Consider the following 14274-nt stretch of genomic DNA (forward strand, 5'->3'; position numbering starts at 1 on the left):
CGCGGTCTAGCAGATGAACATTGCTAACGCTTACAGCTTCACTGAAGCGCCGATGTACATGGCGCGACCGATATTGTCGTAGATCGCGTCGCCATCGCCGTTACCGAGCAACCCGTAGGGCGGCTTTTTGTCGGTCAGGTTGTCGACACCGCCGTACAAGGTAAAGCGCTTGTCGACGTCGACCGATGCTCGGATCGCATGATAGATCACCTTCGGGTAATATACGACATCGGCGTAGGTCGGATTGAGTGCAGGCACGCCATTGGTGTCGTGCTGCGCTTCCCAATCGGTGATCGACTGGCGACCGATATACCGCACCTGATACCCGAGCGTGAAGTTCTTGTGCGTCAGGTCGACCGATCCGTTGACGTTCCAGATCGGATCGCCAAGCTCACCCCTTACCCGATCGGGCCGGCTCGGCTCGTCGAGATACGGGAAATCGGTCCGGTCGCGGACCCAGTTTCCAATCACGCGGAACGTGGCCTTCGTGTCTGCGCCGAAGTGGCGATTGTAGCTCGCGTCGAAATCGATACCCTTGGCGCGGCGACCGGCATAGTTGACGGGGCTCTGCAGCAACGCCGGCCGTGCGAACAACCCGTTCGCCTGGCGCGGGTTGATCAGGCTACAGAAGCTGTTGTCGAGCGTCGGCGCGTCGTAGCACGCATCAAGAATGGTCTGGGCATCGACCGACTGAATGACCTTGCTGATCTTGATGTCATAGTAATCTACCGTCAGCGCGAAGCCTGGAATAAAGCTTGGCTGGAAGATCGCACCATAGGTCCAGCTCCGCGACTTCTCGGCTTGGAGATTGGGGTTGCCCCCCGAAAGGAATTCGGTGCTACCGGCCCGTGCCACGTTATTCACGAAATTGGCTGGAACACCTGCCGCGGCGCAATTCGCGGCACGGGTCGACCGCCCCGTGTTGATGAAATTGACATCGCAAGGATCGTCAAGCTGATCGAAATTCTGGAAGTTCGACGAATAGAGATCGCTCAGCGTAGGTGCGCGAACCGACCGCGAATAATTTACGCGGAACTTGATATCGTTGATCGGCGCGTAGATCCCGCCGAAGTTGTAGGCGTACACCGTTCCCGTCGAACCCCTGTAGTCGGCGATGCGACCCGCCGCATTGACCGTCAGCTCCTTGGCGAAGCTGATGTCCTGGAGCAAAGGCACTTCCAACTCGCCATAGGCTTCCTTCACGGCAAACGCCGGCGGGCGGAAGTCGGGAATGACGTTGAAGAACGTGTCGCCGCCCTTGATCGTGTCGTCATAGGCCGAGAACGCCGTTTCGCGACGATACTCGCCGCCGATCGCGAACCGAACGGGACCGCCCGGCAGTTCGAACAACTGCGAGCTGTCGCCGACGATATTGGCCGTCACGTCGAACTCGGTCGCCTTGCCGCGGCTGGTCGAGGTCGTGTTGATGTAGTTCAGCGCAGCCTGGCTGGCGCGCCCCTCCCCCAGGATATTGAGCGGTGCGCACGACGCATCGACCACGCTGGCCTGGTTGATGCGGCACACGATCTGGCCGGCACCATTACGAACGGCATCGATCGCGTTGTAGAAGCGCGACTGGAACTGGTTGTTGTAGAATTTCGACTTGGTACGGAATTCGCCGTAGTTCACCGAGAAATCGTACTTCCAATCGTCGTTGAACCTGCCCTCGGCACCGACCACGATCCGATACGTGTCGCGGCGGTCCGCCTCGTCACGCGTCCCCAAATCGGAGTTGTTGCGGTTGACCCGGAAATAGTCCGAACCCGCCGGCAACAGCGAACGGATGGTCGCGGCCGCCTGTGGGTTGAGATAGGCATTGTCGAAGGCGATCGGAATGCCGCTGGCCAGATACGTCTCGCCCTCGGCGCCATCGCCCTGCGAGCCGCCCTGGTTGAACGTGCCCGTGCCCTGCGCATAGCTGTCGACACGCACGAACTTCGCCTCAAAGAACGGCTTGAACGCCTCGGACACATCGAAATGCCCGATCAGATTGGCGACGTACCGCTTCAGGCCGGGGTTCAGCGTACCCTTGTCTCGCAGGGTGGGACCGCTCCCGTTCTGGTTGTTGTTGTTGCCCGACGGACGAAGATCGTTTCCGTAATTATACTCCGACAGCGTCCCGTCGGTTCCGAAGCCGAACACGCGCGGGGCGCCGTTGGCTCGGCAGGCCGCAGCGACGCTGTTGCAATCCAGCAAATTGCCGTCGCCGTAAGGGATGAAGTTGCCGCCATTGTCGTAACCGAAGCTATGCAGGCCGTTCAGGAACGTCCGCTCTGGAACGCCGGCGCCATTCGGCGCGACGCGGGTGATCTGGCTCCGACCTGAATAGATTCCGGTAAGTTCGGGCCGGTCGGCATAGGTGAGCAGGTCGGCCTGGTTATACTCAAGGCCGAGCGCGATGTTACCGCGACCCTCGGCGAAGTTCTTGCCGAACGTGCCCGATAACCGGTACGTGCCACGATTGCCGTTGTCAGCGATCCCGTTCTGCGCGTTGAGCGAAACGCCGTCGAAATTGCGCTTCAGCACGAAGTTCACGACACCGGCCATGGCGTCCGAACCATACACTGCCGAGCTACCGCCGGTGACGATGTCGACGCGGTCGATCAGGTCGGTCGGGATCGTGTTGGTATCGACCAGGAAATCCCCGGTCGATCCGGTGATGTGACGACGCCCGTTGACGAGCACGAGCGTCCGCGTCGGCCCGAGGCCGCGCAGATCGAGCAGGTTGATGCCCGCAGTGCCGATGAACTGGGTCGAGTTTGCCTGGCTGTACGTCGAGCGCAGCGATGGCAGATCGTTGAGCACGTCGCCGATGACGATTGCGCCGGTCCGTGTCAGGTCGGCCTGCGTCACAGTGGTGACGGGAATAGGCGAATTGAGTGTCGGCCGCGCGATGCGCGAACCGGTCACGACGATATCGCCCGTATCTGGCGCCACCGTCTGCGCAACCGTGCCCGTGGTGGTGTCGGAGCCAATCGGAGCGGCTGGATCGGTGCCTGGAGCCTGGGTCTGCGCGTCTACCGGCGTCGCGGTCTGCGCTGCTGCCGGGATCGCCGAGGCCAATACGAACGCGACCGTGGACGCGGTTACGAACAATCCGGACTTCCGGACCGATATGCCACTCATACTAATAACCCTCTGAACCCAAGCTTTTACTGAGGCAGGAAGGACACCTTTTATGACGCTTTTTCAATCCGGTCGGCGAAACATTACAAACATGTTGCATCGCTGCAACACGGATCCGCAACGAAAAAGCCGCGCCCGCCTGATGGCGGACGCGGCTTTCGAAAACCCTACGGAATCCTGAGAGTCAGTAGCGGTAATGGTCCGGCTTGAACGGGCCTTCGACCGGCACGCCGATGTAGCCGGCCTGCTTGTCCGAAAGCTTCGACAACTTCACGCCGAGCTTCTCGAGGTGGAGCATCGCGACCTTCTCGTCGAGGTGCTTCGGCAGGACGTAGACTTCGTTCTTGTAGTTCTCGCCCTTGGTCCAGAGCTCGATCTGCGCGAGCGTCTGGTTGGTGAACGAGGCCGACATCACGAACGACGGGTGACCGGTGGCGCAACCCAGGTTCACCAGGCGACCCTTCGCCAGGATGATGATCTGCTTGCCGTCCGGGAACTTCACCAGGTCGGTGCCGGGCTTCACTTCGGTCCAGTCGTAGTTCGACAGCGCGGCGATCTGGATCTCCGAGTCGAAGTGGCCGATGTTGCAGACGATCGACATCGGCTTCATCGCCTTCATGTGATCGGCAGTGATGACGTCGGCGTTGCCGGTCGCGGTGCAGAAGATGTCGGCGCGCTTCACGGCCTCTTCCATCGTCACGACCTCGAAGCCCTCCATCGCCGCCTGCAGTGCGCAGATCGGATCGACTTCGGTAACCATCACGCGCGCGCCGCCATTGCGGAGCGACTGGGCCGAACCCTTGCCGACGTCACCAAAGCCGGCGACGCAGGCGACCTTGCCGGCGAGCATGACGTCGGTCGCGCGACGGATCGCGTCGACCAGCGATTCCTTGCAGCCATAGAGGTTGTCGAACTTCGACTTGGTGACCGAGTCGTTGACGTTGATCGCGGGGAACGGCAGCTCGCCCTTCTTGGCGATCTCGTACAAGCGGTGGACGCCCGTGGTGGTCTCTTCCGAGACGCCCTTCAGGTTCTTGACGGTCTCTGTCAGGTAGCCGGGGTTCTTCGCGACGTACGCCTTGAGCGCACGCTGCATCTCGACCTCTTCCTCGTTCTCGGGCTCGGGCATCGTGTGGCCGGCTTCGAGCTTGGCGCCCCAGAGTGCGAACATCGTCGCGTCGCCACCGTCGTCGAGGATGATGTTGGCGGTCTGGCCCTCGACGTCGCGATCCCACGAGAAGATGTCGCCGACATAGTTCCAGTAATCCGCGAGGCTCTCGCCCTTGATCGCGAACACCGGCACGCCGGTCGCGGCGATCGCGGCGGCGGCGTGGTCCTGCGTCGAGAAGATGTTGCAGGTCGCCCAGCGGACGTCGGCGCCGAGTGCGGTCAGCGTCTCGATCAGCACCGCGGTCTGGATCGTCATGTGCAGCGAACCGGTGATCCGCGCGCCCTTGAGAGGCTGTGCGGCGCCGAACTCGGTACGCAGCGACATCAGGCCGGGCATCTCGGTCTCGGCGATGTTGATCTCGGCGCGGCCGAAATCGGCGAGGCTGATGTCGGCGACGACGTAGTCGGTCGCATTGCCGGACTGCGCGGGGGCGAGGGTGGTGGCCACGATGGGTCTCCTGGAAATTCTGTGATCGGCGAGCCTCATGCCCGTGCCGGATGTGGTGCCACTTAGGGGATCGGCGGGCTCAAATCAAATATAAAGATATCTTTATATGACGGATGCAGCCCCGCCCGCATGACAACGCTGCCGCAAACTTTCCTTCCCCGCCAGGGGGAGGTGGCACCGAAGGTGACGGAGGGGGAGGACACGGAACCTACGTTTCGCTTGCCTCCCCCTCCGTCTCGCAAGAGCCAGCCACCTCCCCCTGGCGGGGGAGGATTAAACTAGGCCCGCCCCGTCTCCGCCACGAGCAACCGGGGATCCACGCCGGCCTGCGCAAACGCCATCGTCCACCGATCCTCCGCCGCGGTATCGAACAGCAATTCGGTGTCGCCAAGCACGTTGAACCACCCCGGCCGCGACAGCTCGCCCTCAAGTTGCCCGCCATCCCAACCGGCATAGCCAAGCGCCACCACCCACTCCGACGGGCCCTTCCCTTCGGCGATCGCGCGCAGCACGTCGACCGTGCTCGACAGCTTCCACCGCCCGGCGACGTCGACCGAATCCTGCCCGCCCCAATCGGACGAGTGAACAACGAAACCGCGCCGCGGCTCGACCGGCCCGCCGAAATGCACCGGCGCGTTCGGCGCGTCGCCCGGTTCGATCCCGAACTGTTCGAGCAGATCGTGGAAGCCCAGCCCGTCGATGGTCGCGCCGATGCCGATGCCGATCGCGCCATTCTCGTCATGGCTGCACATCGCGATCACCGCGCGAGCGAACCGCGGGTCGCTCAGCCCCGGCATCGCGAGCAGGAATTGTCCGGAAAGAAAGGGCGTCTTGTCCATGCGTTCCAACATAGCGACGCGGACGAACGCCCGCCACGCTTGAAATACCCGTCCCCCAGTCCAAGGTACGGCTCGCCCGCGACCAATGCGCGGCGACAGGAGATTTCAGATGACGATCAGCGTCGGCGACCGGCTTCCCACCACCACCCTCGTCAAGGCGACCGCAGACGGCCCCGACCAGGTCGACACCGACAGCTTCTTCAAGGGCCGCAAGGTGGCGCTGTTCGCGGTGCCCGGCGCGTTCACGCCAACCTGCTCGGCAAAGCACTTGCCCGGTTTCGTCGAGAAGGAAGCCGAACTCAAGGCCAAGGGCATCGACGAGGTCGCCTGCGTCTCGGTCAACGACGCGTTCGTGATGGGTGCGTGGGGCAAGTCGGCAGGCGCTGGTGACATCACGTTGCTCGCGGACGGCAATGGCGATTTCGCCAAGGCGATCGGGCTGACGATGGACGGCTCGGGCTTCGGCATGGGTACGCGCAGCCAGCGTTACTCGATGCTGGTCAACGACGGCGTGGTCGAGCAGCTGAACGTCGAGGCACCGGGCGAGTTCAAGGTGAGTTCGGCCGAGCACCTCCTGAGCGAAATCTGACCTCTTAGAGTCCTCCCCCGCCAGGGGGAGGTGGCTGGCGCTTGCCAGACGGAGGGGGGAGGAAAGGGCAACATCTGTTCCGTGCCCTCCCCCTCCGTCACCTTCGGCGACACCTCCCCCTGGCGGGGGAGGATTCGAAGAAGCCGGTGGTCTTGCCACCGTAACGTCCGCCACCTAACACTGCCCGATGACAATCGCATCCGACCTCGTCGCCGAACTCGACCGCCTCTACCGCGCCTCCGTCGAGCGCCTCCAAGCCGCCATGAGCGCTTATATCGCCGACGGCACGACGCCCGATCCGGCCAGCCGCACAGACGGTTCGTTCGCCTATCCCGAGATCCGGCTGACCTATAAGGGCGGCGTCGATCGCCCTACCCCGCTCCGTTCGTTCGGTCGCATGGTCACGCCCGGCGAGTACAAGATCAGCGTCACCAAGCCCGCGATCTTCGCCGAATACCTGACCGAACAGCTGACGCTGCTGATCGAGGATTACGACGTCACTGTCGAAGCCGTCGAAGGCCGCCAGGAAATCCCGTTCCCGTACGTGATCGAACCCGGCCACGCGCTGAGCCTTGACGAGGTGTCCGCCACCGAATTGTCGCGCCACTTCCCGGCCACCGAACTCGCGCATATCGGCGACGAGATCGCCGACGGCCTTTGGATCGCGCAGGACGAGACGCGCCCGCTCGCGCTGTTCGACGGTCTTCGCACCGACTTCAGCCTCGCCCGCCTGCGCCATTACATGGGCACGCCCGCCGAACACGCGCAGCGATTCGTGCTGTTCACCAACTATCATCGCTACGTCGACGAGTTCGTCCGCTGGGCCGGAACGCAGTTGGGCCCCAAAACCGATGGAACACCGAGCCGCTTCACCAGCCTGTCGGGCGCGGGCGGGATCACGATCTCGTCGGGCGACGACATCGACAAGATCATCTCCGACAGCGCCTGGCGCCGTCATCAGATGCCCGCCTATCACCTGATGGCGGACGACCGCACCGGCATCACGCTCGTCAACATCGGCGTCGGGCCCTCCAACGCGAAGACGATCTGCGACCATCTCGCGGTGCTGCGCCCCGAGGCATGGCTGATGATCGGCCATTGCGGTGGCCTGCGCCCCAGCCAGCGGATCGGCGACTATGTCCTCGCGCACGCCTATCTGCGCGACGACCATGTCCTCGACGACGTCCTGCCCCCCGAAATTCCGATTCCCGCGATCGCCGAAGTCCAGCTCGCCATGGCCAAGGCGGCCGAGATCGTCTCGGGCCAGTCGGGCGAGGAACTCAAGCGCCGCCTCCGCACCGGCACTATCGTGACTACCGACGACCGCAACTGGGAACTCCGCTACTCGAAGTCCGCGCTGCGCTTCTCGCTGTCGCGCGCGGTCGGCATCGACATGGAGTCGGCGACGATCGCCGCGCAGGGCTATCGTTTCCGGGTGCCCTACGGCACATTGCTCTGCGTTTCCGACAAGCCGCTCCACGGCGAGCTGAAGCTGCCCGGCCAGGCCAACCGCTTCTACGAACGCGCGATCAGCGAGCATCTGCGGATCGGCATCGAGACCTGCGAGCAACTCCGCCTCGAAGGCTCGAAGCTCCACAGCCGCAAGCTCCGCGCGTTCGACGAGCCGCCGTTCCGGTAAAAACCGGAGCGGATCGCACGGGAATGCGTTACGCTTCCGGAATCATTGCTGAGGGAAGATAGAAGTGGCCGACACCGACACGCCCGATACGGAAGCAAAGAAGCCCGCCGCCCGCCGTCGTGCGCCGCGCAAGACGAGCGCACCGAAGGCGGCACCGGCTGCGACATCGTTCGCCAACCCGGTTTCGGCCAAGCCCGCGCCGGTTACGGACAAGCCCGTGGCGCCAAAGCCGGCCGCAAAGCCTGCGCCGAAGCCTCGCTCGACCAAGCGCAGCACGCCGCGCCCGGTCCCCGCGCGCAATACGGCAACGCCGATCCCGGTCGCCAAGCCCCCGGAAAAGTCCCGCGGTAAATGGGGCGCTGCCGCAATCTTCAGCGGAGTAGCGGTTGCGGGAGCCGCAGTCGGCGCATTACTGACGTTGCGGGGGAGCACGCCGAAGAGTCCGATACCGCCCAAGCCGAAGGGTACGCATGCGCATCAGGCGGATGGAGCAGACTCGTCGAAGTCGTTCGACGCCGGCATCGCCGATCCTGGCACGGTACCGGAGTAAGCCGCCCCGCCCTTACCTCGCCATTCCGGCCTTTCCGGGGTGGTCGGGACAAGATGTTCCCGCGCGCGCTTCGTTCTCCCGAGGCGGCGGGGGTTCAGCGGCGCCGCGGTAGCGTTCGTAACCCTGGGCCCCCGCTTTCGCGGGGGAACTGAAAGTTGGCGGATAATTAGCGGGCAAGAAAGTTCGCGATTGCCTGGCCGAGTTCGGGCTTCACGACGGCGCTCATGTGGCCGCCGGGGGTCTCGACATATTCGCCGTGCGGAAGGGCCGCCGCCAGGTCTGGTGCCGAACCATTGTCCTGGTCCTCGCCGCCACACACCACCAGTGCGGCCTGCTGGATAGCCTTCACCGACTCGAGCGGCGTATCGACGAACGTCTCGAGGATACCGAGCAACGCGACCGGATCGCCGCCCGTCGTCTTCAGGAACGCCTCCGCCAGCCACTCCGGCGTACCCTGCACATGCTGCCCCAGCTTGGTCAGGATATTCCGGAAATGCCCGGCGCGACGCGACGTCTGGGTGAGCCCTTCGAGACCCATCCCGGAGAAGATCACGCGCCGCGGCGTCGCGCCCGTCGCCAGCATCCGCGACGTCGTCCGCGCGCCCAGCGAATACCCGCCAAGGTCGTAGTCCGTCAGCCCGAGATGCGCGATCAGCGCGTGGCCGTCCTGCGTCAGCGCATCCGCCGGATACGCCTCGAGCCCGTGCGGCTTCTCGCTTTCGCCGTGCGCGCGCAGGTCCGGCATGATCACCCGGAAGCCCTTGGCGGCGATCTTCGCGGCGTGGCCGTAGCGGATCCAGTTGGTCTTCGCGTCGGAGAAATAGCCGTGGATCAGCACCACCGGCCGTGCGTCTTTCGTGTCGGGGCCAACCTCGCGCCACGCGATCCGCGTGCCGTCGAAGCTCTCGAAAAACTGGGTCTCGGTCGGGGTGCTGGCCACGGTCACATCCTGCATTGGTTCGCCGCCAAGTCGTAGCCGCCGCCGCCCAAGTCAACCCGCGCCCTCGTGCCCTGCGCTCAAACGTCGAGCGAGCCTTAGCCCCAAACGAAAACGGGCGACCCGAAGGCCGCCCGTTCCAAACTTCGAAAGACAGGATCAGAACTGATACCCGATCCCGCCCGATGCACCGGCACGGCCCTGCGAGTCGTAGGTGCCGCTCAGCTTGACGACGGTATGGCCATCGCTGAACGCCTTCGACATTCCGACCGCGACCGCCGACTGGCCGGCATAGGTGCCACCACCCATCGCGATCATCCCCTTGCCCGCTTCATACGCCTGCGGGAGTCCGGCTGCTGCCAGCGCGTTGGAGGTCCCGGCGAAGCTGTCCCGGCGGAGGTTCCGCAGATCGAAGTCGAGCGCCGCGATCCGTCCGTCGGTATAGGCGTTCGCCTGCGTCACCGCGGAGTTGATGCCCGAGTTCAGCTGCCCGACATTGACCGCGTCGGTGGTCGACACGCCCGCCGCGACGTTGCTCAGCACGGTCGCCTGGCCGCCTGCGTTGAACGTCACGTTGGTGCGCGAAGGACCATATTGCACCGAGTTGCTGCCCAGCGCGAGCGCGCTGTTCGCGGTGCCCTGCGCGGTCGCGACCGCCTGGTTGGTGGTGTAGAGCTGGCCACCGTTCACCGCTTCGGCAGACCCGGCCGCGACCGTACCAGCGGCCACGTTGGCGATCGTCACCGGCGCCGCCGCGTTGCCACCCGCCAGCGTCACGGTATTGGTCCGCACGCCGTTCGCGTCGGTGTTGTACGACACCGCATTCGCCGCCGTCAGCGCGAGGGCATAGACCTGCCCGCCATTGACCGCGTCGGTCGATCCCGCCGCGATCGATCCGCCCGCGACGTTATGCAGGCCGACGGGGCCAGCCGCCGCACCGACCAGCGTCAGGTCGTTGGTCTTCGTGCCACCGTTCGGCGTCGTCGGGCTGCCGGGGTTGGAGTATTGCACCGGCCCGGTCGCACCGTTGCTGATCTGGTTGCCCAGGTTGGTGATCGCGGTCGTGTTGTTCGCCACTTGCGTGTTGGTCGCCGCAAGCTGCGCGCCGTTGACCGCGTCGGTGGACCCGGCGGCGACGTTGCCCGCCGCAACGTTGGTGATGACCGTCCCGCCGGCACCGCCGAGCGTGATCGAGTTCTTCGTGCCATTGTCGTACTGGACGGTGGTGGTGCCCAGGGCCGCGACCTGCGCCGCGACGCCTGCGACCTGGCCGACGTTTGCGGCATCGGTCGCCGCGGTGCCGGCCGCGACGTTGGTGATCTGCCGAGCACCACCGGCCGACCCGACCGACACTTCACCGACGGAGTTCTGCAAGCCCGCGAGACCCAGCGCGGCATAGCCAAGCGTACCGCCGCGAAGCGCCGAGGACCCGGTGCCGATGGCGACGCTGTTGTCCGCGGTCGCGGTCGCTTCCGGACCGATCGCGATGCTGTCGGTGCCCGTCACGACGCTGTCGCCGCGGGTCGAGAGGACCCGGAAATACCGGATGCCCGCACCGCCGTTGATCGCGCCATTGACCGCGTCGAAGACCGACTGGACGTTGCCATATTGGACCCCGCCGAACCCGATCGAGGCGAGCACGCGGTTGGTCGCCGCGTCGTAGCTCGACAGGCCACCCAGGCCCGCCGCGACGCTGGTGCCGAGCCCCACGAGCTGGCCGCCGTTGACCGCTTCGGTCGACCCTGCCGCGAGCGTTCCTGCCGCGACGTTGCCGAGAACGACCGGCGCGGCGCCTGCCCCACCGAACGTCACGCGCGTCCGGGTCGGATCGTCATACTGCACCGACAGCGCGGCGAGGTTACCGACCTGGCCGGAGACGGTCGCCAGCTGGCCGCCGTTGACCGCGTCGGTCGAGCCGGCCGCAACCAGGCCATTGCCGACGTTATGCAAGGCGACGGCACCAGCGGCACCCCCGACCAGCGTCACGTCGTTCGACGGTACGCCGCCGTTCGGCGTGGTCGGTGCACCTGCGCTCGAATATTGGAGCGCACCGATCGCCCCATTCGCGATGCTCGTCGTCAGGTTGGTGACGTTGGTGTTGGTCGCGAACAGCTGACTGCCGTTGACCGCCTCGGTCGAGGCCGCGCCGAGCGTGCCTGCCGCGACATTGCCGATCACTACGGGGGCCGCACCCGTACCGACGCCGCCGAGCGTGATCCGCGACCGGCCGACATCGTCATACTGCACTGCCAGTGCCGACAGGCCGCTGACCTGCCCGGAGACGCTGGCGAGCTGACCACCGTTGACCGCGTCGGTCGATCCCACCGCGACATTGCCATTCGCGACATTGTGCAATCCGACCGGGCCCGCAGCCGCACCGACCAGCGCGACGTCGTTGCTCGGCACGCCGCCATTGGGCGTGGTCGGCGTCGCGGCGTTGGAATATTGCACCGCGCCGATACCGCCATTGGCGATGTTGGTCGTGAGGTTGGTCAGCGCGGTGTTGGTGTTCGTGACGTTGGTGTTGGTCGCGAACAGCTGGCTGCCGTTCACCGCCTCGAGCGAGGTGGCGCCCAGCGTCCCCGCCGCAACGTTGCCGAGCACGACGGGTGCAGCACCCGCGCCGCCGAAGGTCACGCGCGACCGGCTGAGGTCGTCATACTGCACCGCCAAACCGTTCAGCGTGCCGACCTGCCCCGAGACCAGGGCAAGCTGACCGCCATTGACCGCGTCGGTCGACCCGACCGCAACAGTGCCGTCCGCGACATTGTGCAGGGCGACCGCGCCGGCGGCACCACCCACCAGCGTCGCGTCGTTCGACGGTACGCCACCGTTCGGCGTGGTCGGTGCACCTGCGCTGGAATATTGCAGCGCACCGATCGCACCATTGGCGATGTTGGTCGTCAGGTTGGTGACGTTGGTATTGGTCGCGAACAGCTGGCTGCCATTGACCGCGTCGGTCGAGATCGCGCCGAGCGTACCCGCCGCGACATTGCCGATCACCACCGGAGCGGCACCCGTGCCGAGACCCCCGAGCGTGACGCGAGCGCGCGTCGCGTCGTCATACTGGACCGACAGCGCTGCGAGGTTGCCGACCTGGCCGGTCACGGTGGCAAGCTGCCCGCCATTCACCGCGTCGGTCGATCCGGTCGCGACAGTGCCATCGGCAACGTTGTGCAGAGCGACCGGGCCTGCCGTTGCACCGACCAGCGCGACGTCGTTGGTCGGAACGCCACCGTTCGGCACGGTCGGAGTCGCCGCGTTCGAATATTGCAGCGCGCCGATGCCGCCATTGCTAATGTTGGTCGTCAGGTTGGTCAGCGCGGTGTTGGTGTTCGTGACGTTGGTGTTTGTCGCGAACAGCTGGCTGCCGTTGACCGCCTCGGTCGAGGTCGCGCCGAGTGTGCCAGCTGCGACGTTGGTCAACGCGACGGGCGCCGCGCCAGTCCCGACACCACCTAACGTCGCCCGCGTCCGCGTGGCGTCGTCATACTGGACGGCGAGCCCGGCCAGCGTGCCGACCCGATCCGTCACGGTCGACAATTGTCCGCCGTTGACCGCGTCGGTCGATCCGGCGGCAACGACGCCATTGGCGACATTGTGCAGCCCGACCGGGCCCGCCGCGACACCGACCAGCGCAGCGTCGTTGGAGGGAACGCCGCCGTTCGGAACGGTCGGCGTTGCGGCGTTGGAATATTGCAGCGCGCCGATCGCGCCGTTGCTGATGTTGGTCGTCAGGTTCGAGACATTGGTATTGGTCGCGAACAACTGGCTGCCGTTGACCGCATCGGTCGAGGTGGCGCCGAGCGTGCCTGCCGCGACGTTGCGGAGCGCCACCGGGGCCGCGCCGGTGCCCACGCCGGCTAGCGTCACGATGGCCCGGGTCGCATCGTCATACTGGACTGCGCCGCTGGCGACCGTACCGATCTGCGCCTGGACGCCGGCGAGCTGCCCGACATTGACCGCATCGGTCGTCGCCGAGCCGGCCGCGACGTTGGTGATCTGCCGCTCGGCCCCGGCGGTACCCACTGAGACCTCGCCTGCCGAATTCTGCGCCGTGCCGAGGCCGATGGCGGCATAGTTCGTCAGCGGTCCGCGCGCGGCCAGACTGCGGGCACCCAAGGCCACGCCGTTCGCCCCAGTGGCGCTCGCATCGGTGCCCAACGCCATCGCACCGGTTGCGCCCGCGCCGACGTTCGCGCGCGTGCCGAACGCGACCGAGCCGAACGCCGTCGCCGCCGTCCTCGCGGAATTGCCGAACGCGACCGAGGTCAGCTCGCCCGCCGACGCGTCCAGCCCGTTGGTGCCGAGCCCGGTGATGCGGTTGCCGCCGATCGAGATACCGGCCTGGTTGCGCAACGAGAAGCTGTCCGCCTGCGTATCGCACCGATCGTTCGGGCCGACGATCTGCCCGTTCGAATTCAAGACCTGCAACGTGATGTTCTTGCCTGCTGCGGCGTTGTCCAGCAGCCCCGTGGCATCGAGGCTGAGGTCTGGCGTGGTGATCCCCAGGTTCACCAGGGGGAGTGCGGCGACGACTCTTACGCTTCCGAGTACGCCGTTGATGGTGTCTTCGGTCGGCGTGGCGATGCCGGTGATTACCGGGCGCAGGATGTCCGTGACTACCGACCGCGGTAGGCTGACGCCCGTGCACGCGCCGACGATGTTGGGGACGGGCGTCGTCTGTGCGGTGGCGGACTGCGCGGCGAACAGCGACGTGGTCGCCAGCCCGATCAGCGAAGCGCCATCGCGCAGGCGGCGCAGCGTGCGGGTAAAGGTGGGCGACTTTGCAGGACGCGAGGCGAACGTCTTGGCGCCAGTCGGCGTCACGGCGTCTCGATCTTGCGGGCGAAAAAACGCGTTGGACATCAAACAACCTCCACTGACGACTGCAACAGCAGCCCTGATTTCCCGCATCGCCGAACTCTAGATTCGACTATCGGAACGGAAGGATGTTCATCCCTGTAATACTAACA

8 protein-coding genes are annotated in these 14274 nt (G+C 65.5%); 3 read left to right on the forward strand and 5 right to left on the reverse strand.

The window, feature by feature from the left end; all coding sequences use genetic code 11:
- Window positions 1-30: 30 nt before the first annotated feature.
- The 3 genes from AC1ME3_RS15890 to AC1ME3_RS15900 form a co-directional block, all read right to left on the reverse strand.
- Window positions 31-3126, reverse strand: a complete 3096-nt coding sequence (locus tag AC1ME3_RS15890; RefSeq protein WP_480953938.1) for a TonB-dependent receptor domain-containing protein — start codon at window positions 3124-3126, stop codon at window positions 31-33.
- A gap of 184 nt (window positions 3127-3310) precedes the next feature.
- Window positions 3311-4744: an adenosylhomocysteinase gene (gene ahcY / locus AC1ME3_RS15895; protein WP_107954828.1), complete on the reverse strand. Its 1434-nt coding sequence runs from the start codon at window positions 4742-4744 to the stop codon at window positions 3311-3313.
- Window positions 4745-5022: 278 nt separating this feature from the next.
- Window positions 5023-5583, reverse strand: coding sequence for a YqgE/AlgH family protein (locus AC1ME3_RS15900; RefSeq protein ID WP_480953939.1), 561 nt, complete (start codon window positions 5581-5583; stop codon window positions 5023-5025).
- A 109-nt stretch (window positions 5584-5692) separates the two neighbouring features.
- Between AC1ME3_RS15900 and AC1ME3_RS15905 the strand changes: the two genes are divergently transcribed.
- The 3 genes from AC1ME3_RS15905 to AC1ME3_RS15915 all read left to right on the forward strand — a co-directional run bounded on the left by AC1ME3_RS15905 (window position 5693) and on the right by AC1ME3_RS15915 (window position 8361).
- On the forward strand, window positions 5693-6172 hold the full coding sequence (locus AC1ME3_RS15905; protein WP_398456802.1) for a peroxiredoxin: 480 nt from the start codon (window positions 5693-5695) through the stop codon (window positions 6170-6172).
- Between the two features lie 187 nt (window positions 6173-6359).
- Complete coding sequence (locus AC1ME3_RS15910) at window positions 6360-7811, forward strand: AMP nucleosidase (RefSeq protein WP_480953940.1); 1452 nt, start codon at window positions 6360-6362, stop codon at window positions 7809-7811.
- Window positions 7812-7875: 64 nt separating this feature from the next.
- Complete coding sequence (locus AC1ME3_RS15915; protein WP_480953941.1) at window positions 7876-8361, forward strand: hypothetical protein; 486 nt, start codon at window positions 7876-7878, stop codon at window positions 8359-8361.
- Between the two features lie 166 nt (window positions 8362-8527).
- Here AC1ME3_RS15915 and AC1ME3_RS15920 read toward each other — a convergent pair whose 3' ends face one another.
- Both AC1ME3_RS15920 and AC1ME3_RS15925 read right to left on the reverse strand, forming a co-directional pair.
- Window positions 8528-9316: an alpha/beta fold hydrolase gene (locus AC1ME3_RS15920; RefSeq protein ID WP_480953942.1), complete on the reverse strand. Its 789-nt coding sequence runs from the start codon at window positions 9314-9316 to the stop codon at window positions 8528-8530.
- Window positions 9317-9457: 141 nt separating this feature from the next.
- Window positions 9458-14167 carry a YadA-like family protein gene (locus AC1ME3_RS15925; RefSeq protein ID WP_480953943.1) on the reverse strand — a complete coding sequence of 1570 codons (4710 nt, stop codon included), beginning with the start codon at window positions 14165-14167 and terminating at the stop codon, window positions 9458-9460.
- Window positions 14168-14274: the final 107 nt, after the last annotated feature.

The sequence above is a fragment of the Sphingomonas sp. BL2 genome (genome assembly GCF_056680015.1).